The 24,255-nt window shown below is 41.8% G+C and carries 30 protein-coding genes; 17 read left to right on the top strand and 13 right to left on the bottom strand.

Features of this window, described 5'->3' with window-relative positions; all coding sequences use genetic code 11:
* The first annotated feature begins 120 nt into the window (after window positions 1-120).
* The 4 genes from lipA to N1I80_RS05410 all read left to right on the top strand — a co-directional run bounded on the left by lipA (window position 121) and on the right by N1I80_RS05410 (window position 2,822).
* Window positions 121-1,068: a lipoyl synthase gene (gene lipA, locus N1I80_RS05395; protein WP_340736900.1), complete on the top strand. Its 948-nt coding sequence runs from the start codon at window positions 121-123 to the stop codon at window positions 1,066-1,068.
* Between the two features lie 105 nt (window positions 1,069-1,173).
* Entirely contained in the window at window positions 1,174-1,485 is a 312-nt protein-coding gene (locus N1I80_RS05400) for a YutD family protein (RefSeq protein ID WP_340736901.1), read from the top strand.
* Window positions 1,486-1,605: 120 nt separating this feature from the next.
* Window positions 1,606-2,055: a DUF86 domain-containing protein gene (locus N1I80_RS05405; RefSeq protein ID WP_340736902.1), complete on the top strand. Its 450-nt coding sequence runs from the start codon at window positions 1,606-1,608 to the stop codon at window positions 2,053-2,055.
* Window positions 2,056-2,057: 2 nt separating this feature from the next.
* Window positions 2,058-2,822 carry a TIGR01457 family HAD-type hydrolase gene (locus tag N1I80_RS05410; protein WP_340736903.1) on the top strand — a complete coding sequence of 255 codons (765 nt, stop codon included), beginning with the start codon at window positions 2,058-2,060 and terminating at the stop codon, window positions 2,820-2,822.
* Between the two features lie 41 nt (window positions 2,823-2,863).
* Here the strand turns inward: N1I80_RS05410 and N1I80_RS05415 are convergent, their stop codons facing one another.
* On the bottom strand, window positions 2,864-3,100 hold the full coding sequence (locus tag N1I80_RS05415) for a YuzB family protein (RefSeq protein ID WP_340739974.1): 237 nt from the start codon (window positions 3,098-3,100) through the stop codon (window positions 2,864-2,866).
* A gap of 196 nt (window positions 3,101-3,296) precedes the next feature.
* Here N1I80_RS05415 and N1I80_RS05420 point away from each other — a divergent pair, with 196 nt between their 5' ends.
* A complete protein-coding gene (locus tag N1I80_RS05420) occupies window positions 3,297-4,364 on the top strand; it encodes an NAD(P)/FAD-dependent oxidoreductase (protein ID WP_340736904.1) in 1,068 nt (355 codons plus the stop codon).
* Between the two features lie 206 nt (window positions 4,365-4,570).
* Here the strand turns inward: N1I80_RS05420 and N1I80_RS05425 are convergent, their stop codons facing one another.
* Window positions 4,571-4,903, bottom strand: a complete 333-nt coding sequence (locus tag N1I80_RS05425; protein ID WP_340736905.1) for a YuzD family protein — start codon at window positions 4,901-4,903, stop codon at window positions 4,571-4,573.
* Between the two features lie 86 nt (window positions 4,904-4,989).
* On the opposite strand from N1I80_RS05425, the gene N1I80_RS05430 reads away from it, so the two are divergent.
* Window positions 4,990-5,226, top strand: a complete 237-nt coding sequence (locus tag N1I80_RS05430) for a NifU family protein (RefSeq protein ID WP_203247966.1) — start codon at window positions 4,990-4,992, stop codon at window positions 5,224-5,226.
* A gap of 153 nt (window positions 5,227-5,379) precedes the next feature.
* On the opposite strand, the gene N1I80_RS05435 is transcribed toward N1I80_RS05430, so the two are convergent.
* Window positions 5,380-6,057: a DUF2225 domain-containing protein gene (locus tag N1I80_RS05435; RefSeq protein ID WP_340736906.1), complete on the bottom strand. Its 678-nt coding sequence runs from the start codon at window positions 6,055-6,057 to the stop codon at window positions 5,380-5,382.
* A gap of 134 nt (window positions 6,058-6,191) precedes the next feature.
* On the opposite strand from N1I80_RS05435, the gene N1I80_RS05440 reads away from it, so the two are divergent.
* The 4 genes from N1I80_RS05440 (at window position 6,192) to N1I80_RS05455 (ending at window position 9,113) form a co-directional block, all read left to right on the top strand.
* On the top strand, window positions 6,192-6,554 hold the full coding sequence (locus N1I80_RS05440) for a HesB/IscA family protein (RefSeq protein WP_340736907.1): 363 nt from the start codon (window positions 6,192-6,194) through the stop codon (window positions 6,552-6,554).
* A 237-nt stretch (window positions 6,555-6,791) separates the two neighbouring features.
* A complete protein-coding gene (locus N1I80_RS05445) occupies window positions 6,792-8,006 on the top strand; it encodes an NAD(P)/FAD-dependent oxidoreductase (RefSeq protein WP_340736908.1) in 1,215 nt (404 codons plus the stop codon).
* Window positions 8,007-8,087: 81 nt separating this feature from the next.
* Window positions 8,088-8,585, top strand: a complete 498-nt coding sequence (locus N1I80_RS05450) for an NUDIX hydrolase (protein WP_340736909.1) — start codon at window positions 8,088-8,090, stop codon at window positions 8,583-8,585.
* A gap of 201 nt (window positions 8,586-8,786) precedes the next feature.
* The gene (locus N1I80_RS05455) at window positions 8,787-9,113 is read left to right on the top strand and encodes a YuiB family protein (protein WP_340736910.1); all 327 of its coding nucleotides are present in this window, start codon (window positions 8,787-8,789) and stop codon (window positions 9,111-9,113) included.
* Window positions 9,114-9,186: 73 nt separating this feature from the next.
* On the opposite strand, the gene N1I80_RS05460 is transcribed toward N1I80_RS05455, so the two are convergent.
* Window positions 9,187-9,663, bottom strand: coding sequence for a divergent PAP2 family protein (locus N1I80_RS05460; RefSeq protein WP_340736911.1), 477 nt, complete (start codon window positions 9,661-9,663; stop codon window positions 9,187-9,189).
* A 157-nt stretch (window positions 9,664-9,820) separates the two neighbouring features.
* On the opposite strand from N1I80_RS05460, the gene N1I80_RS05465 reads away from it, so the two are divergent.
* Together N1I80_RS05465 and N1I80_RS05470 are read left to right on the top strand one after the other, a co-directional pair.
* Window positions 9,821-11,332 (top strand): leucyl aminopeptidase, encoded by a 1,512-nt coding sequence (locus N1I80_RS05465; protein ID WP_340736912.1) that lies wholly within the window; start codon window positions 9,821-9,823, stop codon window positions 11,330-11,332.
* Window positions 11,333-11,388: 56 nt separating this feature from the next.
* A complete protein-coding gene (locus tag N1I80_RS05470; RefSeq protein WP_340736913.1) occupies window positions 11,389-11,670 on the top strand; it encodes a hypothetical protein in 282 nt (93 codons plus the stop codon).
* Between the two features lie 60 nt (window positions 11,671-11,730).
* On the opposite strand, the gene mnhG is transcribed toward N1I80_RS05470, so the two are convergent.
* From mnhG to N1I80_RS05505, 7 genes are read right to left on the bottom strand one after another with little or no spacing between them, the layout of a single operon-like run.
* The gene (mnhG, locus tag N1I80_RS05475; protein ID WP_340736914.1) at window positions 11,731-12,099 is read right to left on the bottom strand and encodes a monovalent cation/H(+) antiporter subunit G; all 369 of its coding nucleotides are present in this window, start codon (window positions 12,097-12,099) and stop codon (window positions 11,731-11,733) included.
* Complete coding sequence (locus N1I80_RS05480) at window positions 12,083-12,364, bottom strand: Na(+)/H(+) antiporter subunit F1 (RefSeq protein WP_340736915.1); 282 nt, start codon at window positions 12,362-12,364, stop codon at window positions 12,083-12,085. Before N1I80_RS05480 ends, mnhG begins: the two co-directional genes overlap by 17 nt.
* Entirely contained in the window at window positions 12,361-12,840 is a 480-nt protein-coding gene (locus N1I80_RS05485; RefSeq protein ID WP_340736916.1) for a Na+/H+ antiporter subunit E, read from the bottom strand. The genes N1I80_RS05480 and N1I80_RS05485 overlap by 4 nt, the downstream gene beginning before the upstream one ends.
* 7 nt (window positions 12,841-12,847) lie before the next feature.
* Window positions 12,848-14,329, bottom strand: a complete 1,482-nt coding sequence (locus tag N1I80_RS05490; protein WP_340736917.1) for a Na+/H+ antiporter subunit D — start codon at window positions 14,327-14,329, stop codon at window positions 12,848-12,850.
* Window positions 14,322-14,663: a Na(+)/H(+) antiporter subunit C gene (locus N1I80_RS05495; RefSeq protein ID WP_340736918.1), complete on the bottom strand. Its 342-nt coding sequence runs from the start codon at window positions 14,661-14,663 to the stop codon at window positions 14,322-14,324. The genes N1I80_RS05490 and N1I80_RS05495 overlap by 8 nt, the downstream gene beginning before the upstream one ends.
* Window positions 14,663-15,085 (bottom strand): Na(+)/H(+) antiporter subunit B, encoded by a 423-nt coding sequence (locus N1I80_RS05500; protein WP_340736919.1) that lies wholly within the window; start codon window positions 15,083-15,085, stop codon window positions 14,663-14,665. Before N1I80_RS05500 ends, N1I80_RS05495 begins: the two co-directional genes overlap by 1 nt.
* Entirely contained in the window at window positions 15,072-17,480 is a 2,409-nt protein-coding gene (locus tag N1I80_RS05505) for a Na+/H+ antiporter subunit A (protein ID WP_340736920.1), read from the bottom strand. Before N1I80_RS05505 ends, N1I80_RS05500 begins: the two co-directional genes overlap by 14 nt.
* A gap of 284 nt (window positions 17,481-17,764) precedes the next feature.
* On the opposite strand from N1I80_RS05505, the gene N1I80_RS05510 reads away from it, so the two are divergent.
* The 3 genes from N1I80_RS05510 (at window position 17,765) to N1I80_RS05520 (ending at window position 19,753) form a co-directional block, all read left to right on the top strand.
* A complete protein-coding gene (locus N1I80_RS05510) occupies window positions 17,765-18,328 on the top strand; it encodes a YufK family protein (protein ID WP_340736921.1) in 564 nt (187 codons plus the stop codon).
* A 390-nt stretch (window positions 18,329-18,718) separates the two neighbouring features.
* Entirely contained in the window at window positions 18,719-19,216 is a 498-nt protein-coding gene (locus tag N1I80_RS05515; protein WP_340736922.1) for a hypothetical protein, read from the top strand.
* A 78-nt stretch (window positions 19,217-19,294) separates the two neighbouring features.
* Window positions 19,295-19,753 (top strand): hypothetical protein, encoded by a 459-nt coding sequence (locus N1I80_RS05520; RefSeq protein WP_340736923.1) that lies wholly within the window; start codon window positions 19,295-19,297, stop codon window positions 19,751-19,753.
* 166 nt (window positions 19,754-19,919) lie between these two features.
* Here the strand turns inward: N1I80_RS05520 and N1I80_RS05525 are convergent, their stop codons facing one another.
* Window positions 19,920-21,773, bottom strand: a complete 1,854-nt coding sequence (locus N1I80_RS05525) for a transglycosylase domain-containing protein (protein ID WP_340736924.1) — start codon at window positions 21,771-21,773, stop codon at window positions 19,920-19,922.
* A 49-nt stretch (window positions 21,774-21,822) separates the two neighbouring features.
* Window positions 21,823-23,049 (bottom strand): MFS transporter, encoded by a 1,227-nt coding sequence (locus N1I80_RS05530; protein WP_340736925.1) that lies wholly within the window; start codon window positions 23,047-23,049, stop codon window positions 21,823-21,825.
* Window positions 23,050-23,341: 292 nt separating this feature from the next.
* Between N1I80_RS05530 and N1I80_RS05535 the strand changes: the two genes are divergently transcribed.
* Both N1I80_RS05535 and N1I80_RS05540 read left to right on the top strand, forming a co-directional pair.
* Window positions 23,342-23,929: a peptidylprolyl isomerase gene (locus N1I80_RS05535; protein ID WP_445683693.1), complete on the top strand. Its 588-nt coding sequence runs from the start codon at window positions 23,342-23,344 to the stop codon at window positions 23,927-23,929.
* A gap of 56 nt (window positions 23,930-23,985) precedes the next feature.
* Window positions 23,986-24,189: a hypothetical protein gene (locus N1I80_RS05540; RefSeq protein WP_445683694.1), complete on the top strand. Its 204-nt coding sequence runs from the start codon at window positions 23,986-23,988 to the stop codon at window positions 24,187-24,189.
* Window positions 24,190-24,255: the final 66 nt, after the last annotated feature.

Consider the following 24,255-nt stretch of genomic DNA (forward strand, 5'->3'; position numbering starts at 1 on the left):
TCCTCCGGAGGATGTCACAGATTTTGAGGGGAGTGAATTGAGCAAGCTCAATTCAAAATCTGGACGCAAACACGACGAGGCGTGTTTGATTTATAAACCATAGGAATGGGGTAGATCGTTGTGTCGTGCAGACCAGAACAAGGAACAAGAGCAGAGCATGTCAAAAAACCAGATTGGTTAAAAATCAAGCTGAATACGAATGATAATTATATGGAACTTAAGAAAATGATGCGAGAGAATAATTTGAATACCGTATGTGAAGAAGCACGCTGTCCTAACATCCATGAGTGTTGGGGAGAGCGTCGTACAGCAACATTTATGATTCTTGGAGCAGTTTGTACGCGCGCGTGTCGCTTTTGTGCGGTCAAAACAGGATTGCCAACTGAACTCGATTTGGCAGAACCAGAACGTGTTGCAGATTCTGTCGCGCTTATGAATTTGAAGCATACGGTTGTAACGGCAGTGGCTCGTGACGATCAAAAAGACGGCGGATCGGCAGTCTTTGCCGAAACCATTCGTGCAATTCGCCGAAAAAATCCATTCACGACTGTAGAAGTGTTACCATCAGATATGGGTGGAGATTATGATAATTTGAAACGGCTTATGGATGCGAAGCCAGATATTCTCAATCATAATATAGAAACCGTAAGGCGCCTCACGCCGAGAGTTCGTGCTCGAGCAACATACGATCGCTCACTTGAGTTGTTATTGCGTGCGAAAGAGTTGCAACCAACAATTCCGACTAAATCATCCTTGATGCTCGGTCTTGGTGAGACGCATGAAGAAATCCTGGAAACGATGGATGATCTCCGGGCGCATAAAGTTGATATTATGACAATCGGTCAATATTTACAGCCGTCGAAAAAACATTTGAAAGTACAGAAATACTACTCCCCAAAAGAATTTGGGGAGCTAAGAAAAATTGCTATGTCTAAGGGCTTCTCACACTGCGAGGCAGGTCCATTAGTGCGCTCAAGTTACCATGCGGATGAACAGGTAAATGCGGCAGCGAAGGAAAGACAGCGTCAGGGTGAGGAAGAACTTGAAGGAACACTGCAATCAACTTGAATCAGTAAGCCCTGCTGTTTGAGGAGGAAAGAAGTTCAATACCTCCCTGTTGAGCCTCCGGCGTAATTGATTAAAAGTGTAATCGATAAAGTGGCGGTGAAATGAATGATAAAGTTAGATGATTGGCAGTTTGAGCTTGTGACGAATTATCGTGACGGGTTTAATGAAGAGGCGCTTCTTGCGCGATATAGTGATGTCCTTCTTAAATACGACTATATCCTTGGTGATTGGGGATATGGACAACTTCGTTTAAAAGGCTTCTTCGAGGACACGAACCAGAAGGCTACGTATGAAACAAAGATTGGCACTTTGCAGGATTATTTGTATGAATACTGTAATTTTGGCTGTGCTTATTTTGTATTGAAAAAAGTAGAACGGATCAAACCAGATACACAACTTACAGAAGTAGTGGAATGACAAGGCTCGCGCATGGGTTTCTATAAACCGATGCGCGGGTCTTTTCTATAGGACTTGTTAGATATGGTATTATAGAAAAGGATACATAAAGCTAATCATAACAATCAGGAGGGGAAATTTGTGTATTTTGTAGACAGAAATCAAATTAATAAAGCACTCGAACATATGGAGCATTTACTTGGGGTATACGAAGGTGGAAGTCGTTGGGCAGATGATGAAGTTCGCTCATTGGCTTTAGAACGAATTGCACAAGTCGTTATTGAATCAATCATTGATGTAGGTAACTCAATGATTGACGGCTTCATCATGCGTGATCCGGGAAGCTATGAGGACATTATTGACATTATGGAAGATGAGCGTGTCGTAACACCTGAAATGGCTGCGCCGCTCAAGCAAGTAATTGACCTAAGAAAAATGATTGTTCGCGAATTTACCGAAGTGGACATCGCTGAAATTAACAAAGTATTGTATGACACTTTAGAGGAACTTCAAGAATTTCCAAACAAAGTCCGTTACTATCTTGAAAATGAGCTAGGTCCAGTATCGGCATTTTTACCAGAGGACAAATGAAGATGGAACACTATAAAGCGATTTGTCTTGACTTAGATGGGACTGTTTATCGAGGACGTGAACCGATTCCGGAGGCGGTGTCTTTCATCGCGAGTACTCAAGCACGGGGCATCAATCCTTACTTTATAACAAATAATTCTTCGATGACACGCCTACAGCTCCAAAAAAAGCTCGCTTCATTTGGCATTCAAACAGATATTGCTCATATTATGACGTCTGCTATTGCAGTTGCAAAATATTGTAAGAATCATTATAGTGGAGCATCTGTTATGCTCATTGGCGAAAAAGGGCTGGAGGAAGCATTGATGTCAGAGGGGATTGAGCTGACGATGGATAATCCGGATGTGGTCATTATGGGAATTGATCGTGAGATAACGTATGCGAAGTTGGCAGCGGCTTGCCTTGCGATACGTGCAGGTGCCCACTTTATAGCGACAAATAGTGATAAAGCATTTCCAACTGAGAAGGGACTTGTACCGGGGAATGGCTCCTTTGTGAAATTGATGGAAAGCGCCACTGGACAAGCACCGATATTTGTTGGGAAGCCAGAATCGCATATGTTAGGTTTCATTCAGCAGGAAAACGGTTATCGTAAAGAAGAGATGATTATGGTTGGGGATAATTATGACACTGATATCCAAGCTGGAATTCGTTTTGGTATCGATACGCTTCATGTAGCAGGTGGGGTAACATCGATAGAGGACGTTCTGTTGAAAGAACAGCAACCGACGTATTGCTTGCAAACATTATTGGAATGGGACATTTAAAAAGCTAACCGCCTCCTAATAGGGGCGGTTAGCCATAATGCTCAAAAGAGCGGATTGTCTTCGATGAATTGATAGATACGTTCAGTCAGTTCCTCGGGCGTGTCGGCTTCGACAACTTCACCATTAACAACTGCGTAAAGTGTTTCCATACATTTTGTACAATAGCTTAGACAGCCGTATTCAAGAACGTCTAGATTTGGATCTTTTTCCAATGCTTCGAAAGTTTCTTGTGAACCATTTGCAATATTACTTATACAAAACTCGACAATCGGATTCATGGCGATCACCTCACTCACTTGAAATCCTACTCCTTTTTTCCACATACGTCAATTCCCTCGAACTATTGTATAGGCCATAAAAGTCCCTAATCGAATGAATTTTCACTTAACAATTGACTCATTGTGAAGCTTGTCACAAACTGATATAATCGGAATGAGAAAGTAACGGATTATTGTATTATGAAGGAGAACAGTTATGAGAAAACTTGTACTACTTGGTGCTGGATACGGCAATATGCGTATTATGTTGCGTTTATTGACGAAGGATCTTCCAGATGATATTGAAATTACACTTGTCGATCGGACCCCTTTCCATAGTTTGAAAACGGAATTTTATGGACTTGCAGCTGGAACAGTGTCGGATTCTGAGGTCCGCGTTGCATTGCCAATCCACGATAGATTGAAAGTGGTTGGTGGTGAAATTATTGAAATTAGACCCGATGAAAAATGTGTCTATCTCGATGATGGCGTACAGATTAAGTATGACGAGCTTGTGATTGGTCTAGGCTGTGAAGACAATTATCATGACGTACCAGGAGCTGCTGAATACACATATAGCATCCAAACAATCGGTAAGTCAAGAATTGCCCATGAGAAAATTCTTGGTTTCGGAGCTGGTGCAACGATTGGTATTGTTGGTGCAGGGTTAAGTGGTATCGAACTAGCGAGCGAATTACGTGAAAGTAGACCCGATTTGAATATTAAATTATTCGACCGCAGTCCACGAATTTTACGCGATTTTCCCGAGAGGCTGAGTAATTATGTCAAAGGCTGGTTTGACGATCATAATGTAGACGTCGTGTCGAATTCTAACATTACAAAAGTTGAGCCAAATGCACTGTATAATCATGAAGAAACGATTCCAGTTGATGCAGTTGTTTGGACAGCAGGAATTCGTCCTGTTGCTGCGGTCAAAAATATCGATACTGAAAAAGATAGTTCAGGTCGTGTTATCTTGAATATGCACCATCAGTTGCCTGCATTTAATGATGTTTATATCGTAGGGGACTGTGCCTCATTGCCATACGCACCAAGCGCTCAGGTAGCTGAGGAGCAGGCTGAACAGATTGTGAAAATCTTGCGTTTAGTATGGAGCGGAGAGACGCTGCCGGAAAAGATGCCCGAAATCAAGCTAAAAGGCTTCCTTGGCTCTTTAGGGAAGAAGCAAGGCTTTGCCTATCTAGCAGACCGTACCGTCACAGGACGCATTGCAAGGCTATTGAAGTCGGGTGTGTTGTGGATGTATAAGTGGCATAATGGTTGACATAAAAAATCCTTTATTCACAAATTATTTGTGGATAAAGGTTTTTTGTTGTTAAGTTAGCAGTGAGCGTTGTCAGGTTAGCTGTAAATGTTGTTAAGTTGCTGGATTAATTAATTTCCTATGATGAAAACAGTGTAAATTCCAGCAGAAAAACGATCGTTCCTGTTTTTGGGAATGATCGTTTTTCATAGATAACTGTTTTAAAATTATGCTTGTGCCACAAAGCCGTGCTTTTCAAGTGCAGCAAATACTGGCTTTAATTGAATATAACCTTCACCAATCATTTCCTCTTCAATCATAACCATCGGATAGAAGAACTCATCATTGCGTACTTGCTCGGCAATCGCGCTTTGTCTGTCATCCGCAATATCTTCTGCATCGATATCGATATAGTGGATAGCATAAGGCTGATTCGGATACTTTCTATTGATGGCAGCTTGTAGCCATTCGTAAGTATCTTTGGATGAAGGGGCGTTGACACAGCTGGCACAAATGACCTCTGCTCCATAAATTTCAATGCTTAGTTTGTCTTTTTTCAATTTAACAATCTCCTCTCGGCGCATTCATTGGATTTTTTTCGTGTAGCAGTTTATAATAAGTATAATGAAAGGGGAGTTTAAAAACAATGACAGATACAATGTTGACTGAACCGGTACAAGAAGTATTAGATAAATTACGCCCATTCCTATTGCGTGATGGAGGCGACTGTGAATTGGTTGATATTGAGGACGGCATCGTAAAACTTCGCCTACTCGGCGCTTGCGGAACATGCCCAAGCTCAACAATCACATTAAAAGCAGGTATTGAACGTGCGCTTCTTGAAGAAGTGCCAGGTGTTGTCGAAGTGGAACAAGTATTCTAATTTAGCAATGTAGTAAAAGCGGACCAAACTTGGGTCCGCTTTTTCTGTCTAGCTCAGGGCGCTAAATGCCCGAAGGCACAAAGAAATTAAGACACCTTCAGGACGTGGCGAACTTAGATTGTGCTTCTTGAAGCGGGAGTCATTCAAATATAGTTATTGCATTTCACGAATTTCCTGCCAACGATCTTTGGCCATTTTAATAATTTGTGGTTCAGTTGAGGTACGCTGGCCTTCAATCACGCGCGAGAAGTTGCGGATAGCTTCTTCCTTATCTTCGATTTTCCAAGATAGTTCCGCAATGATATAAAGGACTCTCGATTCAGACATTTGAGTGCCTGTGTAATCACCTTCAGAATATGAATTAATATATAAATCCCTAGCGATTTTCATAAAACGTTGTTCTTCTTCCTGTTGACCTTTGTCGCGGTATAACCAAGCAATGCGCAGAGTGAGTCCCGCAATTGATAGTGCTTTTTCTTTTTTTAACATAGCGCTTAGATAAGCAAGCTTATACGTTTCAATGGCTTCATCGATATCGCGTTCTGCTCCGAAAGAACGACCATTCCATTGCGTTGTGATTTTCTTGAATATTTCATCTTTTGTGCCAGGAGCGAAATAGGGTGCAAATTCATCTGTGAATGAGAAGCCACAATGAGGACAGACTGCAACATTATAAAGGAGTGGTTTAATATCAGGGTCTGAGTAGACAGGTTTAAAATCGCTTTCGTGGGAGGTGACTCGAACAAATCTGGAACGGACTTTTGTCGTGGTAAAATTTTGTTTGCAATTGATGCATGCTATTTTTTTATCGTAGTAGGGAGTAATCTCCATTCGAACCATCCATCCTTTCGTACTATCTATCTCATTATAGCGTAAAACGCCTAATAGACGAGTAATTATGATTGCGTTATGGATAAATTCCTTGCTATGATAGATAGAAGAAAACAAAGGGAAGGTGAACACGCATGGCACAAGTTGTTGAAGTTACCGAGGCAGCGGCATTTCATGTGAAAGAAATGATGCGCCATAATGGAGAAGAAGGTTCATTCTTACGTGTTGCTGTCAATGGCGGAGGCTGCAGTGGATTGACATACGGAATGGGTTTCGAAACTGAAAAGTCAGAGGAAGATCAGCTGTTAGAGCAGCATGGTTTGCAAATTCTTGTTTCAAGCGAAGATGCCGGTATTCTTAACGGCACACAAGTTGATTATAAAGAGTCCCTCATGGGGGGCGGATTTACGATAAATAATCCCAATGCGATTGCTTCGTGTGGGTGTGGAACTTCATTTAGAACAGCGAAGAAAGCTGGGACTCCAGCTGATTGCTGATACCTTTTTAAGCCCCTTACTAGAGTTGGTAAGGGGCTTTATTGTTGAACTTCATTATTCTATGTATTCAAACATTTCCTATTTCAATTATAGTATTGAAATGCCGTATCAAAAGGGCTACTATAAGAGGTAGAGGTTTGTCGAAAAAATGACAAAGGCCAGGACTGTGTAAATCGTCGGTGTACTAGATTTCACGAGGGCCGGGCACATAAAAATTTAAAGGTGGTTTCGATCTTCGTGAAAAGACCGACAATTTTGGTGTTAGGTGCAGGATACGGCGGTTTATCAACAGTCGTTAATTTGCAAAAATCACTTGGGACGGATGAGGCAGATATTGTCCTCATTAACAAAAATGATTATCACTATGAGTCTACATGGCTTCATGAAGCGGCGGCAGGAACTTTGTCTCCTGAACAAGTTCGTTATGACATCAAAAGTGTTATCAGCAGTCAAAAAGTTGAATTCATCAAAGCAGAAGTACAAGCAATTGACGTTGCAGGTAAAGTCGTAACATCTAATGTGGGTACACATACATATGATTATCTTGTGATATCCCTTGGTTTCGAAGGTGAAACTTTCGGTATTCCTGGACTTGACAAGTATGCACTTTCAATGGCAAACGTGAAAGCGGCTCGTCAAATTCGTGAGCATATTGAATATCAATTTGCAACATGGTCTCTTGAAGAAGAGAAAGATGATAGCCGTCTAACAATCGTTGTTGGGGGTGCAGGATTCTCAGGAATCGAATTGCTAGGTGAACTTGGAAACCGTGTACCTGAGCTTTGCAAAGAGTTCGACGTGCCGGCTGAAAAAGTACGCGTACTTTGTGTAGAAGCAGCTCCTATGGTGCTTCCAGGATTTGATCCTGAGCTTGTCCAATATGCTGTCGCTAAGTTGGAATCTAAAGGCATCGAGTTCTCAATCGGTACGCCAGTTGTTGAGGCGACTGAAGAAGGCGTCAACATTAAAAAAGGCGAAGACGAATTTGAATTCATTAAAGCGGGTACAGTTATTTGGGCTGCAGGTGTCCGTGGTAACCGTCTAATCGAATCATCTGGCATCGAAAACATGCGTGCGCGTGTCAAGGTCGACAAAGATCTTCGTGCACCAGGTTATGCTGATGTATTCGTCGTTGGAGACTGTGCATTGATGATTAACGAAGAAGCTAATCGTCCATACCCACCAACAGCGCAAATTGCTATGCAACAAGGTGATATGTGTGCAAACAATATTATCGCACTTATGAAGGGCAACGCGACTTCTGAATTTGTACCAGACTTAAAGGGTAGCGTTTGTTCACTTGGTGAAGACGATGCAATTGGTCTTGTATTCGGTAAGAAAATGACGGGAGCAAAAGCTTCATTCATGAAAAAAGTGGTTGATAACCGCTCACTATTCCTCATTGGTGGAGTAGGTCTTACGATTAAAAAAGGGAAATTCAATTTCCTATAATTTGATTCATTGATTGAAATGCATTCAAAGCATCTGCTTGTCTTCTGACAGCAGGTGCTTTTTTGGAAAGGATTGAAGAGTATGTCACGGAGTAAACGGGGAAATGTTTGGCTTGCAGCTGCAGGGCTTGTAGTCAATCAGGCAGGGCAGTGGTTGGTAGTACGAAAAACCTATGGTGGACTTAAAGGAAAGTGGTCAATCCCGGCAGGCTTTGTGGATGGCAACGAGACGGCAGATGGTGCCGCTATTCGTGAAGTGAGAGAAGAAACAGGTATTGATAGTCAATTGGAAGGGATGATTGGCTTTCGTACGGGCGTATTAAATGGAGAAATCAGCGATAATATGGCGATATTTTTTCTGAGCACAACGATAGAAAATCAGGTTTTAATTCCACAGCTAAGAGAGATTTCTGAAGCGGCATGGAAAAGCCCACTCGAACTAAAGGACGATAAGGATTCTTCTTTAATGATTCTGGAGATGGCTGAAAAAGTAATCGAATCAGGATTAGATGAAATTGTCAATATTACGCCTGGTGAGAGTTTTGGTTATACAACTTATAAATTATTTTTTAAAAAATAGCAATTGTGTCCAAATTTTGAATTGCGCTTGCGCAATTAACTCCCTTCAAAATTTGTGACATCCGCCGGAGGCTTAACTTGAATCAGCAGGGACCTTTGCTGATTCAAGTTAAGATATGACAAATTGGGAAATAGGTTGTGATTGGTTGAAAGCCATCTCTCATTCATGTAAAATAATGAGTGGAAAACGGAGGTCGTTACTTTGGGAACCATTTCACTGACGCACGTCGTCTTATCCGTACTGATTTTCATGGTGATGTTTTTTGGTATCGGATTTCTATTAAATATGCTTCTTCGCATGACATGGTTAATGGCTATCATTTATCCAATCGTCGTCGTATTGATTATTGATGAAGTGAAGGTATACGAATACTTCACGAAGCCGAAATATGCGTTCCAACTTCTTGGAGATAAAGTGATGGCACTACATACAGCCGATATTGTTATTCTAGCAAGCGGTCTCGTTGGGGCAATCATTTCCGGATTCGTTATGAAGATTTTGAGAAAACAAGGTTATCAAATGTTTTAACATTTACCATTATTGCATCCAAAAAAGCCATTTCATTCCCCGGTAAAATATTGGGAGTGAAATGGCTTTTTTTTTATACGATAAATGAATAGATAATTATGGAAATAAGGATACCTGTTACAGCACCTGCAAATACTTCGCTTGGCTTATGACCAAGCAGTGTTTTGAGCTCTTGGATTTTTTGTTGGCCGTCTTTTTGTTGCCAGCCTTTCGCTTCTTGGACAAATGTTTGGAAGTCCAACCGCATTTGATTGATAATCAAGGCTTGTTGCCCTGCCTGATAACGGATTCCTGTCGCATCAAACATGACGATAACGGCGAAGATAGCAGAAACCGCAAAAAGAGGGGAGTCGAGCCCGGATTCGTATGCGATTGCCGTCGTCAATGCTGTAACTGCTGCTGAGTGAGAGCTTGGCATACCGCCTGTTGAGGTCATCAGTTTCCAGTCAAGCTTGCCGCTAAGTAGAAAATAGATAGGGATCTTTATAAATTGTGCAAAGACGATCCCGAATAATGCCGCAAGGAGCGGAATGTTTTGGAATATAGCCATCGAGGGTCCACTCCTTTAAAATTTGAAAATTGTATTATTAGTATACCACAAAGCTTTGTTGTAAAAACAGTATACTACGGATTCCGAACGAATTTATGTAAGCTGTCGAACACTTGGTATATACTAATAGGTGTATAAAAAATTGGAGGTTAATTAAATGAAAACAATTATTGTAGAACCAAATTTCAACAAAGTAGAGGCAGATGTCCTTGTCATTGGTGTTCCAGAACATCCAGAAAATATCGTTGGTTGGGATGGCTTCGTCAATTCTTTTAGTACGCGCCTACCTGAGTGGCTTAAAGCTGGCGATATTAAAACGACTTTTAATAAAATTGTCCCAATGCCGGCCATGGAAGAACGCGACTATAAACGTGTATTCTTTATAGGACTAGGTGCGCAGAAGGCGTTGACGGAAGATCGCCTACGTCAAGCATTTGCAGCAATTGGTAAAGAACTGGCGAACGTGAAAGCGACTTCCGTTGCCATTTGGACGGCACCATTCACAAATGACAAACTGACTTGTGAGGATGTTGCATTTGCAGCAGCGGAAGGCATTGGGCTTGGCACGTATAAGTTTGCAGGTTATCGTACCGACTCCAATGCGCGTGATGTGGCAATTGAAGCACTGACGATCTTATCTTCATCAGATGAGGATGAATTGAAAGCGGCTTGCGAAGTAGGTAAAGTGTATGCCGATGCAGTTAATGAAGCCCGTAATTTAGTTAATATGCCTCCAAATATTCTAACAGCGACTAAAATGGCGGATTATGCGCGTGAGCTTGCGGAAAAATATGATTTCGATATCGAGGTACTCGGTAAAAAAGAAATGGAAGAGCTCGGCATGGGTGCTATTCTAGCAGTCAATCAGGGATCTGTTGAAGAGCCGAAGCTCATTGTTCTAAAGTATGCAGCGACAGAGCAATGGGAAGATGTCATTGGTCTAGTTGGTAAGGGTGTTACGTATGATACGGGTGGCTATTCATTGAAACCACGTGAAGGAATGGTTGGCATGAAGGGCGATATGGGTGGTGCGGCTGCTGTTCTTGGTGCGATGGCGATTATTGGGGAGTTGCGACCGCAGAAAAATGTCATTGCAGTTATTGGTTCGACCGATAATATGGTGTCAGGAGATGCATTTAAGCCGGATGATGTCATTACGTCATTGAGTGGTAAAACGATTGAGGTACTCAATACAGATGCAGAGGGCCGTCTTGTCCTAGCAGATGCTGTGACGTATGCGAAACAAGCGGGAGCAGATTACCTGATTGACGTAGCGACACTAACAGGTGGCGTTATTGTGGCGCTCGGTAATGATAAAACAGGAGCACTGACAAATGATGAAGCGTTCTTTGAAGAATTTATGCAGGCTTCTATCGAGACGGGGGAATTTGTTTGGAGACTTCCACTAACGGAAAGTGATAAGAAACGAATTCGTAAAAGTGATGTAGCTGACCTGAACAATTCACCGGGCCGTGATGGTCATATGATCTTCGGTGGAGGCTTTGTAGGAGAATTCGCAGGAACGACACCTTGGATTCACTTGGACATTGCAGGGACGTCAGACGCTGCCGCAGCGCATGATTTAGGGCCAAAGGGAGCAACAGGTGTGATGGTGCGAACGTTAGCAACATTGGTCGAACGGATGGCAGATACTGAACTAGAGGACTAATAGGCAATTGTCTCTTTCCAGGCTGCCCTATTTGAATAGGATAGGTGGAAAGGGGGATGAAAATGCCTAGAGGTTTTGGTGGTGGTGGCCGCGGTGGATTTGGCCACGGCTTTGACAGAGGTAGACGTGGATTTGGAGGCGGCTTTGACGGACTTGGCGTACCGTTTCTTGGTGGACTTGCTGGTGGTCTACTAGGATCGGCATTGTTCCCAGGGATTGGGTTTGGCTTTGGTGGTTATCCTTATGGAGGATATCCTCCATATGGTGGCTATCCAGCTTATGGTTATCCACCTTATGGTTTTGGTTATCCATATGGAGGCTTTGGACCGTATTATTAATACTTTTATCAACACAAAAACACGCATGACAGTCGGATTTCCGATTGCCATGCGTATTTTTCAAGCTTTTTTTCGTTTGTTCTTTGCTTCTTTCACAACTTTTGCTAAATCATCCCCGACAGTGAGTTCAGTCGGTTTGACACCAGATATATACGCAGCGCGGCTCATAAGATGTCCCCCAATGGGAGAAGTGATGAATAGGAAGACAATCGCCAGAATGAGTTGAATACTAAAGACTCCTTTAATTAACCAAAAGTGAAGAAACACCCCTACCAAAATACTGAGTACACCCAACGTGGCACTTTTAGAAGCAGCATGCGCCCGTGTATAGACGTCGGGTAAGCGCAAGATGCCGATGACTGTCACAATCGTGAAAATGATCCCGACAACGATTGTTGAAACGATGAGTATATTAGCGATTACGGTCACGTTCGATGATCTCTCCTTTCTCAATGAATTTGGAGAATGACACAGTCCCGATGAACGACAGGATCGCAATCAGTAAAATGACTTCGATGAAAAATCCAGTATCGAATAAAATCGACAACAAGGCGATGGAGGAAATTAACATAACCCCAATCGCATCCAGTGCAATAAGCCGATCGGGTGTAGAGGGACCGAAGTACACACGATACAGTAAGCCGAAAATAGATAAGACGACGAGTATGAGGCAAATCAAAATGAAGGTCATCATGGTCGGCTCACCTCCTTAATCGCTTTTTCAAAAGAATTTTTAATAGAATCAATGGCTTCATCGACATCGTCCACGTCAATCGCATGGATATAGAGCGTGCGTTGATCGTCCGAAACATTCAAGACAATTGTTCCAGGTGTTAATGTAATCAAACTGGATAACAACGTAATTTCCCAATCGTGCTCAAGGTCTGTTGGTAACGCGAAAATCATTGGCTGAATACCCAGCTTTGGCCGCAAGACTATACGCAGTACCGAAATATTTGATAATAGTAATTCTTTGCAGAACAGCAGCGTTAATTTAACAGCTGCCCACAGTCTCCAAATATAAAGTCTATCCTTGAAAAATCGTCTCATCATAATGATTAAAATCAGACCAATCAAGTAGCCAATGATGAATGTCGAGGCTGTCAGCGAAGTGCTCATAAACATCCACACAAAGGCAATGAAAACGTTCAATAATAGTTGGAAAGCCATCGTTCATCTACTCCTTTAACACCGCATCAATATAGATGGACGGTTGTAGTAATACGTTCGAGGCATCCGTCATATAAGGCATCAGCCATTCCGTACCCACACCATATAACACTGACAGGACGACCAATGCAACAGCTGGAATCATCATGTTGCGGTAAGGACGACGCTTACGTTTAGGCAAGTTAACGGGCTCTCCCCAAAATGCATAGACAAAAATGCGAATGACGGACAACAGAACAACCAGGCTCGATAACAGCAGGATAATAGCTCCCCACACATGACCCGCCTCAAATGCCCCTTGGACAATTAACAGCTTGCCTATGAAACCACTAAGCGGTGGAATACCTGCTAGTCCAAATGCGGCAATGATATAGAACCAACCAAGCGGGGCATGTGTTTTCATCAGCCCACCCATTTTACGCAAATTAGATGTCCCTGTGACGTAGATGATAATCCCGATAAGCAGGAACAAGGCTCCTTTAATGAGCATGTCGTGAATGAGATAGAAAACAGCACCTGTTAAGCCAGCTTCATTCATTTGCGCTGCGCCGAATAAAATAACGCCAACAGCGATTACGATGTTATAAATGATAATTTGTTTCAAATCAAAGTAAGCAAGAGCCCCAATACAACCTGCAATAATCGTTAAAATCGCCAGTACATACAAGATTTCATGTGTAAAGCCGATATCATGGATGAAAAACAGCGTGTAGGTCCTCATGATAGCATAGACCCCAACCTTCGTGAGTAGCGCCCCAAAGAGTGCCAGCACGGGAATTGGTGGAGCTGCATAAGAGCCAGGTAACCAGAAATACAGTGGGAAAATGGACCCTTTTACACCAAAGACGACCAGCATCAAAATCGCAATGACCGTAATAATACCGGGTTGTCCAATTTGCGCAATCTTCACGGAAATATCCGCCATATTTAATGTCCCGATGACCGAGTACAAAAAGGCAACTGTAATGACAAACAATGCAGATGAGATTACGTTGACGAGCACATATTTAATGGATTCGCGAAGCTGTTTTTTCTCGCCGCCTAATACAATTAACACATAGGAGGCGATGAGCAGCACTTCGAAGAATACGAACATGTTAAAAATATCGCCTGTCGTAAAGGCACCATTGACACCCGTTACCATGAATAGAATGGCAGGATAGTAGAAGTAACGTTCGCGTTCTTTTCCAATGGCCGTGAAGCTGTAAATGACAACGCAGAGTGTCAGGATAATCGTTGTTGTCACAAGTACTGCTGAAAACATGTCGGACACCATTGAAATACCAAAAGGTGCCGGCCAGCTGCCTAATGTTAGGGCTTGAATACCATCGGCTTTTACCTTCGCCACTAGGAATAGGGCGGCAATTAAGCTGACAACGAGTCCGACAGCTGTCAATACGCGTTGCACACGAATATTCTCTTTAAAGAACAGGAGGATAATCGCGAACAGGAATGGCAAGAGGATCGGAAATAAAGGTAAGTTAATCATGTTCGTCATTTCCTCTCATCAAATTCATATTATCTGTTTGATGTTCAGCATATGTCCGGTAAGCTAATACCAAAATGAAAGCTGTCACACCAAAACTAATGACAATCGCAGTCAAAATAAGCGCTTGTGGCAAAGGGTCTGCATAATTGGTAACCCCATCAGCGATAACCGGCGGAGACATACCACCCAATCCACCCATTGTTAAAATGAGCAAATGTGCACCATGACTAAGTAAACCAGTCCCTAAAATAATCTTTAGGATACTCCTAGAAAGGATTAAGTAGGTAGCCGCCATGAACAAAATTCCGATGACAAGTATCATAATCAGTTCCATTAGGCATCTCCTCCAATCGATTGAATCATCGTAATCGCCGCACCCACAACGACCAGATAGACACCAGCATCGAAAATCATTGCCGTATGCAAGGAAGTTGTCCCGAATAAAGGCAAAGTAAAATCATCAAAAGCATGTGTAAAGAACGGTACGTTGAAAAATATAGAGCCAGCAGCTGTACCAAGTGCCAGCAGTAAGCCAATGCCAGTCACAATGGTGAAGTTGAAAGGCAAAGCTTTTTGCACTGTTTTCAAATCAAAGGCTAACAACAGCAGAACAATGGCGCCAGTTGTCAGCAAGCCTCCAACGAACCCCCCGCCGGGTGTATAGTGACCCGCAAAGAAAATATGGATGGAAAATAGGAAGATGATGAAAAATACGAGCTTGGTAGTTGTCTGTAAAATAACATCATTTGTTTTCATCCGTATCCTCCTTTTTGGCAAGCTTTAGTTTAATCATCGCAAGCACACCAATACCTGCAATCGCCAACACAGCAATTTCAAATAGTGTATCAAAGCCACGGTAATCGACTAGAATCACGTTGACGATATTACCACCGCCAGCTTCTGTCGCGACTGTATCTTTGTAATATTGTGAGATAGATGGAATCAGCTTTTGCGAGTGCGCGGATAAGGCAACAAGCATCACAGTGATACCAACACCCGCTGAAATAATCAAATTCATCAGTTTATTAGGCTTTGTTTCTCCATGATTGTTCAGCTTTGGTAAACGCTGAAATGCCAATAGGAACAGTGCAACGGAGATCGTTTCAATGACTAGTTGCGTCAACGCTAAGTCTGGCGCTTTGAAAATGACAAAGAACAAAGCAACTGAATAACCAACAGCGCCTAGCGCAATAATAGCCGACAATCGTGTTTTCGCTAGTAAAATCATCGCTACAGCAATGACGAGAATAATCGCCGTCAATACACCATACATACTGACCGCTGAAAAACTAGCCGTATCGACAACGAAGGCTTCTTTAATGAACAGCGCTGCCGTCGTAATGGTAATAATGAAAGCAAACATATACAGCAAATACGTTCGGATTAACCCTGTCATATAAAAACGAGATAGACGATTCATGCCGCTTTCACCAAACAGCATTGCTGAATCATACAAGGCATTCAATGACAGGTATTGCGGCTGAATATCGTATAGCTTCTGCCATCTCTTCATTGTCGCGTATAAAATGGCACCAACCCCAACAATAGCAATCGTCATCCATAGTGCTGGAGAGTCAAAGCCATGCCATGCCGCAACATGGACGTCTACTTCAGACGGATGGCTGTACAATCCAGTTTGAACAGCCATCACAGCTGGCTTGACCAACCATTTCCCAATCAGATTGGGGATGAAGAAAATCCCAACAACAAGTGTCGCTAAAATGATTGGGGACAGTAGCATCCCAATAGGTGCTTCATGCGGCATTTTCGGAAGAGGTTCAATTTTCCGTTTTCCAATAAATGTTTTGAAGACAAAGTAAAAGCTATAAACGAATGTGAAAACACTAGCAATCCAAGCAACAACAGGGAAAATAATACCCCATGTACCAAAGTTGAATAATTCAAAATGACGCAAGGCTAGCATAGATTCCAGGAACATTTCCTTACTAAGGAAGCCATTGAATGGTGGCAAACCTGCCATCGACATCGAGCCGATGAACGCCACAGTAAAGCTAATCGGCATAATTCTCATCAGACCGCCGAGTTTGCGAATATCCCGCGTCCCTGTTTCATGATCGACAATCCCTGCAATCATGAACAAACTTCCTTTAAAAGTTGCATGGTTAATCAAATGGAAAATCGCTGCAAATGCCGCAAATTTAAAAATAGCATCATTTGTATGATAGGCGACTGCACTTGCACCGAGTAGTGACATAATAAGGCCTAGCTGACTGACAGTTGAAAAGGCGAGAATCGCTTTCAAATCCGTTTGTTTTACAGCAAAGAATGAGCCCCAGAACAGCGTCAGTAGCCCGATACCTGTAACGAGCCAAACCCATACTTCCGAAACGGCGAAGATAGGCGTAAAGCGTGCAACAAGATACAGTCCTGCTTTCACCATCGTGGCGGAGTGCAAATAGGCACTGACAGGTGTAGGCGCTTCCATTGCATCTGGCAACCAAATGTAAAATGGAAACTGTGCGGACTTTGTAAATGCCCCGAGCAGCACAAGAACAAGTGCCAAAGTAAAGAATTCATGTCCAATGAAAGTAGAGGCAGTGGCAATAAGTTCACGTATAGAAAACGTCTCGCCCATAATGCCGAGCAGTACAAATCCACCGAGCATCATTAGCCCACCGAATACGGTAATCATCATTGATTTCAAAGCACCAAAGCGTGAGCGATCTCGCGTATGCCAATAACCGATGAGTAGGAATGACGAAATAGATGTTAATTCCCAGAATAGATAAAGGGTAATGACATTATCCGACTGCACGACGCCTAGCATAGCTGTCATGAATAGCAGTAGATAGACGTAAAAGTTGCCGAGCTTCTCCTTGTCTTTATCGAGATAAAAGATGGAGTACAGCACGACGAGTGCACCGATGCCTGTGATGAGTAAGGTAAACAGCAGGCTTAGGCCATCGATATAGGAAACGAATGAAATACCAAGCGATGGAATCCACTGCAGTTCGGAAATCGCATGTCCGCCATCCATTGTCGTGGCGATGAAGCCGATGTAGAAAATGAATAGAGATAGTGGAACAAGTAACACGAACCAGCCTGTATGTATGTCCTTTACATGCTTAAACAGCAGGGGAACAACAAGGGCGGCTAAGATTGGCAGAAAAATTAATAAGACGAATTCCAAGAAAATCCTCCTTTTCAACGTAAAAAAAGCCTATCACAAAAGGGCATAGATACCCCTTGGTGACAGACTCCTCCAAGTACGTTCGGTTATTTAGCTGAGGTTACTATACCATAGCCCATCGAGATTGTAAAATTGAAAAATCTAGATATTGTTGCTTATTGGAATGTACTTCCTATAGTATAGAATATGTGCATTTATTTTAACTTGAATCTACAAATACATTTGCAGATTCAAAATCCCGACGCAATTACGTCGGGGCGTACTTGAAATTATCGAGGTGTCTTATGAAAAATCCATACATATTTGGCTATTTGCCATTCGTGACAATTGTGTTGTTTAGTTTGACGTTTGGTGTCTATACGGTCGGTATATCAGTAGAGTTGTTTAAAGAAATTGGTTTGTATGCAGGGATGCGCGAATTTTTAACGGATATACAGCTCCGTATTTTCCTGCTAGTTATCTATGCACTGCTATTTTTCATGGTCTTTTCAGCGTTGAAATTAATCGCAGGAACGATTCACGAAACGGCAATGTTATTCTTTTCAAAGGATGTAAAAGGAGAGTCATATAGCGAAGCGAGGGGCGGCAACGTCATTTACTTTTTTGGTTCGCTCGTATCAGCAGGGGGAATTAGTTCGATAGAGGTGCTGTCGGCTATATTTCTGCTAACGACATTCATTTACTTCGTCTATGTTGTTTATAAGTTGAGCAAGTTCATGACGGTTAGTAGAACTGTTGGGCTGATTGCTTTTGAAATGATTATTTGGAGCGTGCTCATTACTACAATTGTCTATATTTTACTCAAGCTTTATAACGGTGTAATTGCGAGTTTGCCGTTTTTAGCATGAAAAAAACTAGCCATATGAAAGACCTTAAAACTCTTTTAGTGATTTCAAGATACTGTATTGAAATCTTACTTCTATTTGAGAAAAAATGATAGAACCCGCAACTAAAATTGCGGGAAATTTGCGGTGTGAAGTTTTGGGGCTTGTGTTAAAGTTATTTGTGAGCAGCTGCTGTAATGTAGTAGGGATTTAACTTCGTCCTTTACGTGCGATAAGGACGGGAAGGAACACTAGGTTCACCTTAGAATCATTTTGGTTGAAGCGCTTTTTCCAGGTTCTAAAGTTGAGTTTATTAAGTTGCACAACTTATATACATTAAAAGGTAGCTCCTTTTAATGTAACATATGTTTGTTTTGTGGTAATTAAATTAAATGATGAAGGTGGTAATCATTGATGAAGAAGTTTTTTATTGGATTAGTAGCTTTTACTTTTCTGTTTTCGCTCTATGCCCCTGGAATTAGTCAAGCAGCCAGTTTTGAACCGTTGAGTAAAGAAGTAAAAATAAATAATGAAAAAGAAATTTCAAACTCCGGAGAACTAGAAGATCTTGTGAAAATAGATGATGAAATGGAAGCAACAGCTGCGAAAGGTCAAATTATCAAAGGTGCCTTATATACAATTAAAGGTGCAATAAAGGGTGGAGACTGGATTTTAGGTTTGATTGAAGATAAAATGGGTGCAAAATCTATTAAATATTTAAGAGATAATACGACCAAAGTTAATCAAGGTATAGATAAAGCAATTGCCAAATTGGATGAACTTACTGTATATACTCAGGCAACGATAAGAGGCATTCTTTATGAAGGTTTAATAGCAGTTAAAGTTCCACCAGCAGCTGCTCTTGATATTGCTGAAAACGTTTCTGCAGTTGTAAGCTTTTTAGTATTATAGCAGATTAACAAATCAGATAGAAAAAGTAGAAAATACTTTTTCTATCTGATTTTTAAAAAACATGAGGAGGTTTTTAAATTGTCGAACTATGGGACGTTACTAGAATTAATAAAAGAACAAGATAAGAAGATAGACGAGTTGATTAATAATATCACAACACTTAAGGAACATATAATAAGACTTTCAATATGTAAAGTTACAAATGATGAATTTCCATATTATAATTTTATAGTCACAACTCAATTAACAGCAGATCAAATAAGTAAAATAGATCTATTATTTTTAATTACGTCTGAATACTTAAAAAATGTTAAGATTACTCAACATCACAATGATTTAATTAGAAGACTTGGAATTGAATCGATTTTTTTAAATAATGATGTTGAAAAAAATGAACTCAAACGATACATTCAATCAATATTAAATGTTGATACATGGGATTTGCCATTCGAAATGTTGACTAAAATGAAGGAACAAGGTGTAGGTGGACAAGTTGTAGATTATTTACTTTGTCAAGAAAAAGAGTTAGATTCGTAATGAAAGAAACACAACAAAGTATGAAAGACAAAACGCTCACTTATTTTAATGAGGCCACTGAAAAAGTCCATCTTTGATAGGACAGGCAAAGAGATTTCCATAAACATGCTTCGTCGCTTGCGGATGTCTTCGTTGAGTTAAAAAAAGACTAGCCTCCGTCGCAAGGCTAGTCTCGAAGTAGTGCTGAAAAAAGCTGTAAATGGATTTTCTGGTCACTCAAAGACTTCATTGGCTGTGGCTTGTCATAGCCTACCCAGACAGCTGTTGTGTAGTGTTCGTTTAGGCCACCTACCCATAAATCTTTATAATAGTCTGTGGTACCTGTTTTTGCTCCTGTATACGAAGTTGTATACGGAATTCCGCGTCCGGTTCCATTAGTCACAACATCCGATAGTAGGCTCCGCATTATTGAAATTGTAGTCGGCGACCATATCTCTATTTTCTGATCTGCCCATTCATATAAAAGCTTCCCCTCACTATCCTTCACTGTACGAATCGCACGGACAGGAGTATACATCCCGTCGATGAATCCCGTGTAAGCCCCCACAAGCTCAAGTGGTGTCATCCCTTTAGAAAAGCCTCCAAGTGCAGCTGCATAGCTATGATCCTGTTGTACAATCGATTTAAAGTGAAAAGGTTCGATAAAGGAAAATGCCTTGTCAATACCAACAGTCTGCAATAATCGGACAGCTGCCGTATTATGGCTATGCCGAAAAGCTTCTTTCACAGTTGTTGTCCCATATACATATCCACCGACATTGGTCGGGCAGTAGGAGCCGATACAAACGCTACCACTATTGACTCGGCTATTCGCTGTGTAGGGTCCGCTTTCAAAATAAGGGGCATAGACCAAAATGGGTTTGATGGCAGAGCCAGGTTGTCGAACTGCTTGAAAGGCACGGTGGAAATCTGCTTTTTTATAGTTTTTTCCAGCAAATAGACTAATGATTTCCCGGGTTTCATTATCAATAACGGCGGCACCAGCCTGCAATCCTTCAGGTTTTAATAAGGCAGTAACTGCCTGTTCGTCTTGTTGTTGCTTACGGGGATCGAGTGCGGTTTCAATGACAAGACCTGTTGCGAGTACTTCCGCTGTTCGTTGCTGAACTTGTGCCTCAAGAGCTAGCTTATCGGATTCATCTGTTGCTTCAGCAATTTGATCTGCCAAGCCTTCCGACTGGGCAATGAGGTCCGACAGCTCTGAAAGGACATATGTGCTGTACGCTGGGAAATTATTTACTTTCTTTTTTAGCTGTAGTGTAATGGGCATACTTGTATATGTTTCAGCTTCCTCAATAGTGATAACACCGTTTTTTGCGAGGATGTTTAACAAACGTTCCTGCCTTTTTTTCGTTTGATCGAAATGGACTAATGGATCATACAACGAAGGATTGTTTGGAATCGCCGCGATGAACGCTTGCTGTGCTTCATTCAACTCATAGATGGGCTTGCTAAAATAATAGGTAGCAGCCGCACCAATACCATAAACTTGATTGCCGAAGTACATTTCATTCAAATACATTTCTAAAATAGCCTCTTTTGTCGTTTGTTTCTCCAGCTCCGTCGCATAAAAAAGCTCTGTTAGCTTACGTTCATACGTTTTTTCTGTCGATAAAAAACGCATACGCACGACCTGCTGCGTGATCGTCGAAGCTCCTTGTTGCAAATCGTCTGTTGCCGTGTTGACAGCAAACGCTCGTACGATGGCCGCTACATCATAGCCACGGTGATCGAAGAAACTCTTATCCTCACTTTCAAGGAACAATTGACGTACGAAAGTAGGAATGGAGTCAAGTGCAAGGGGAGTGCGCCATTCTACGTACTCCTCTGCAAAAATAACTCCATTGCGATCTTTCATTGCAACAGGTACATTGACGGACGGTGTCGATAGCTCGATGGAACGAGTCATTTGCTCATTAAACGTGTTAGCCGTTGTTAATTCAACAGCAATTGCTTCTTGGACGATGACTAAAATGGGGATGCATAAAAGAATAATGACTATGCCGATGAACCGTTTCAACATCGGACCTCCATTCAAAAATAAGTACTGACAAAAGAATAGCATAATTTTAAGTTTGTTGTTCTTTTAGCGCAAGAAAATCCTCAAAATCTTGAACCGGTTTTCTTTTCGCAACATAAAGAAAGGCAAAGCCGACAAGGAATAATACACCTGTTACAAGAAAAACAGACGAGATGCCGATAAAACCACTAACAATCCCACCGAACATGGGACCGATAATATTGCCTAGAAAGCGGAAGCTCGTGTTATACCCCATAACCTCGCCTTGGATATCCACAGGCGCTTCTCGCCTAACAAGTGCAGTTGTAATCGGAATCATTCCCCCAATTGCAATTCCGAAGAGTAGTCGGCAAATGATGAGTTGCCATAACTCCGTAACAAATGCTTGTGGGATAATGAAGAGAAAGGATAACAATAGTAATAGAGATAAGACCTTTTCGTAACCGATATCATCTCCAAGTTTACCCCAATGGCGGGCGAATAATAGATTGCCTAAGCCAGCTGCACTAAAGGTAATACCCGCGAGGAAGGCGACATCCTTGGCATCTGATAATTGTGCAACATAAAGTGACAATAGCGGTTGGATGCTGAAGTTACCAATTTGAATGAGGGCAGTTACAACCATCACATTTAGCATGAGTCGATGGTGCAGCAGTCCACTTAAAATGGCTTTGCGAGAATAGCGATTCGTCCGGTCACTTTTCGCACGCCGTTGCTCCTGAATGCCGAAAAGTACGATGATCGCTGCTACTACGACAGAAACCGAAGTGATGATAAAGGTGTATTGAAATCCAAACGTATCTGCGAGTAATCCGCCTAAAGCGGGACCAAACAAAGTTCCTGTCACACTGCCCATTTGTAAAGTACCGAGCATTTTACCTGCTTCTTCTTTAGCCGTTTGTGAGGACACGAAGGCCAAGGAAGTGGGGATGAATCCTGTGACGACGCCATTGAGTAAGCGTAAAAGGAAAAACATTTCTACTGAATCGACAAAGCCCATTAAAAAGACGGAAGTTGCAATCCCAAAGCCGTTAATGAGTAAAATCGGTTTGAAGCCATATTTGTCAGCGACGCGTCCCCAAATCGGTGACATGATAAAAGCCGTCACAAAGGAGGCACCAAAAATCAGACCCGACCATTTTTGGACGTAAGCATCAGAATGATCGCCAAACGTTTCGATATAGAGAGAAAGGAAAGGCATAATCATCGTCATCGTGCCTGCAACGAGGAAGTTGGAAATTAAAATAATAATAAAGTTTCGTTTTTGCACGTTCATGTAAAAACCTTCTTTCCGCATCGTGCACACTTCTATTAGTATAAAACAGTTCGAGAGGCGAAGGAAGTATCATGCTTATTCGTCGAAAAAGTTGTTTCGATATGGTAAACTAGTTCGGGGTGAATATGAAATGAAAAAGTATTATTTCTCTCTACTATCAATCCTTGTCATTATCCTGTTAACCGCTTGCGGAACAGCTGCTGATAAAGAGCAAGTGTTGGAGAAAGAAAAACCTGCTGACCAAGTGCCAGCCGAAGAAAATAATATAAAAGATCAAGAGGAGGCAACAATTATGTACCCACAATTATCAAAAGAAGTAGCAGCAAACGAGGCGCTTGTCGTCATGAACACGACACTCGGTCCGATTAAAATCAAGCTTTTCCCAGAACAAGCTCCAAAAACAGTCGAAAACTTTTTAACACACGCTGAAAATGGCTATTACGATGGCATCATTTTCCACCGCGTTATTAAAGATTTCATGATTCAAGGTGGAGACCCAACCGGTACTGGAATGGGCGGAGCAAGCATCTATGGCGATACGTTTGAAGATGAGTTCACAATGGATCTATTCAACCTAAACGGCGCATTGTCAATGGCGAACGCGGGTCCTGGAACAAACGGAAGCCAGTTTTTCATCGTTCAAGCATCACAAGCACCTGGAACAGCTAAGCAAATGGAAGAAGGCGGCTGGCCAGCAGAAATTGCGAAAGCATACGAAGAAACAGGCGGCACGCCACATCTTGACCAAAAGCATACGGTATTTGGACAAGTCATCGAAGGCATGGACGTTGTCAACAAAATTGCTGACGTGAAAAAAGGCGCTCAAGATAAGCCTGTTGAAGACGTTGTTATCGAGTCAATCGAAATCCTTCAAAAATAATTTTAGCCATGTGAAATGACTAGCGTAAGGAAGTGTAGCAAGTGAACGTATTATTAATGCCGTTCCTTTACTTTCCAGAAGATAAAACAGAATATATTCCGGCAGCATTTTCATTTCTATTCTTCATGATTCTGATGTATTTTGCTTTACGTTGGATTCGAAACAATTCGAAGAAGCAGGAGCTTGAAACAAAAGAATTAGAAGAACGTATTTTACGTGAACGCCGCGAAGCACAAGAAAAACAGCACTCTCAACATTGAGGTGCTGTTTTTCTTTTTATTGGTGCTTATGAGTGTGATATTGGCGATAGTACAGCAGATATTGGC

The organism is Sporosarcina sp. FSL K6-3457 (assembly GCF_038007285.1).
In the GTDB taxonomy this organism is placed as follows: domain Bacteria; phylum Bacillota; class Bacilli; order Bacillales_A; family Planococcaceae; genus Sporosarcina.

What these genes read in the sequence shown, in the direction of transcription:
- N1I80_RS05400 (WP_340736901.1), top strand. Translation starts at nt 1,174, where the DNA reads ATGATAAAGTTAGATGATTGGCAGTTTGAGCTTGTGACGAATTATCGT.
- N1I80_RS05410 (WP_340736903.1), top strand. Translation starts at nt 2,058, where the DNA reads ATGGAACACTATAAAGCGATTTGTCTTGACTTAGATGGGACTGTTTAT.
- N1I80_RS05415 (WP_340739974.1), bottom strand. Translation starts at nt 3,100, where the DNA reads ATGAATCCGATTGTCGAGTTTTGTATAAGTAATATTGCAAATGGTTCA.
- N1I80_RS05420 (WP_340736904.1), top strand. Translation starts at nt 3,297, where the DNA reads ATGAGAAAACTTGTACTACTTGGTGCTGGATACGGCAATATGCGTATT.
- N1I80_RS05430 (WP_203247966.1), top strand. Translation starts at nt 4,990, where the DNA reads ATGACAGATACAATGTTGACTGAACCGGTACAAGAAGTATTAGATAAA.
- N1I80_RS05435 (WP_340736906.1), bottom strand. Translation starts at nt 6,057, where the DNA reads ATGGAGATTACTCCCTACTACGATAAAAAAATAGCATGCATCAATTGC.
- N1I80_RS05440 (WP_340736907.1), top strand. Translation starts at nt 6,192, where the DNA reads ATGGCACAAGTTGTTGAAGTTACCGAGGCAGCGGCATTTCATGTGAAA.
- N1I80_RS05450 (WP_340736909.1), top strand. Translation starts at nt 8,088, where the DNA reads ATGTCACGGAGTAAACGGGGAAATGTTTGGCTTGCAGCTGCAGGGCTT.
- N1I80_RS05460 (WP_340736911.1), bottom strand. Translation starts at nt 9,663, where the DNA reads ATGGCTATATTCCAAAACATTCCGCTCCTTGCGGCATTATTCGGGATC.
- N1I80_RS05465 (WP_340736912.1), top strand. Translation starts at nt 9,821, where the DNA reads ATGAAAACAATTATTGTAGAACCAAATTTCAACAAAGTAGAGGCAGAT.
- N1I80_RS05470 (WP_340736913.1), top strand. Translation starts at nt 11,389, where the DNA reads ATGAAAATGCCTAGAGGTTTTGGTGGTGGTGGCCGCGGTGGATTTGGC.
- N1I80_RS05480 (WP_340736915.1), bottom strand. Translation starts at nt 12,364, where the DNA reads ATGATGACCTTCATTTTGATTTGCCTCATACTCGTCGTCTTATCTATT.
- N1I80_RS05485 (WP_340736916.1), bottom strand. Translation starts at nt 12,840, where the DNA reads ATGGCTTTCCAACTATTATTGAACGTTTTCATTGCCTTTGTGTGGATG.
- N1I80_RS05490 (WP_340736917.1), bottom strand. Translation starts at nt 14,329, where the DNA reads ATGATTAACTTACCTTTATTTCCGATCCTCTTGCCATTCCTGTTCGCG.
- N1I80_RS05495 (WP_340736918.1), bottom strand. Translation starts at nt 14,663, where the DNA reads ATGGAACTGATTATGATACTTGTCATCGGAATTTTGTTCATGGCGGCT.
- N1I80_RS05500 (WP_340736919.1), bottom strand. Translation starts at nt 15,085, where the DNA reads ATGAAAACAAATGATGTTATTTTACAGACAACTACCAAGCTCGTATTT.
- N1I80_RS05510 (WP_340736921.1), top strand. Translation starts at nt 17,765, where the DNA reads ATGAAAAATCCATACATATTTGGCTATTTGCCATTCGTGACAATTGTG.
- N1I80_RS05515 (WP_340736922.1), top strand. Translation starts at nt 18,719, where the DNA reads ATGAAGAAGTTTTTTATTGGATTAGTAGCTTTTACTTTTCTGTTTTCG.
- N1I80_RS05530 (WP_340736925.1), bottom strand. Translation starts at nt 23,049, where the DNA reads ATGAACGTGCAAAAACGAAACTTTATTATTATTTTAATTTCCAACTTC.
- N1I80_RS05535 (WP_445683693.1), top strand. Translation starts at nt 23,342, where the DNA reads ATGTACCCACAATTATCAAAAGAAGTAGCAGCAAACGAGGCGCTTGTC.
- N1I80_RS05540 (WP_445683694.1), top strand. Translation starts at nt 23,986, where the DNA reads ATGCCGTTCCTTTACTTTCCAGAAGATAAAACAGAATATATTCCGGCA.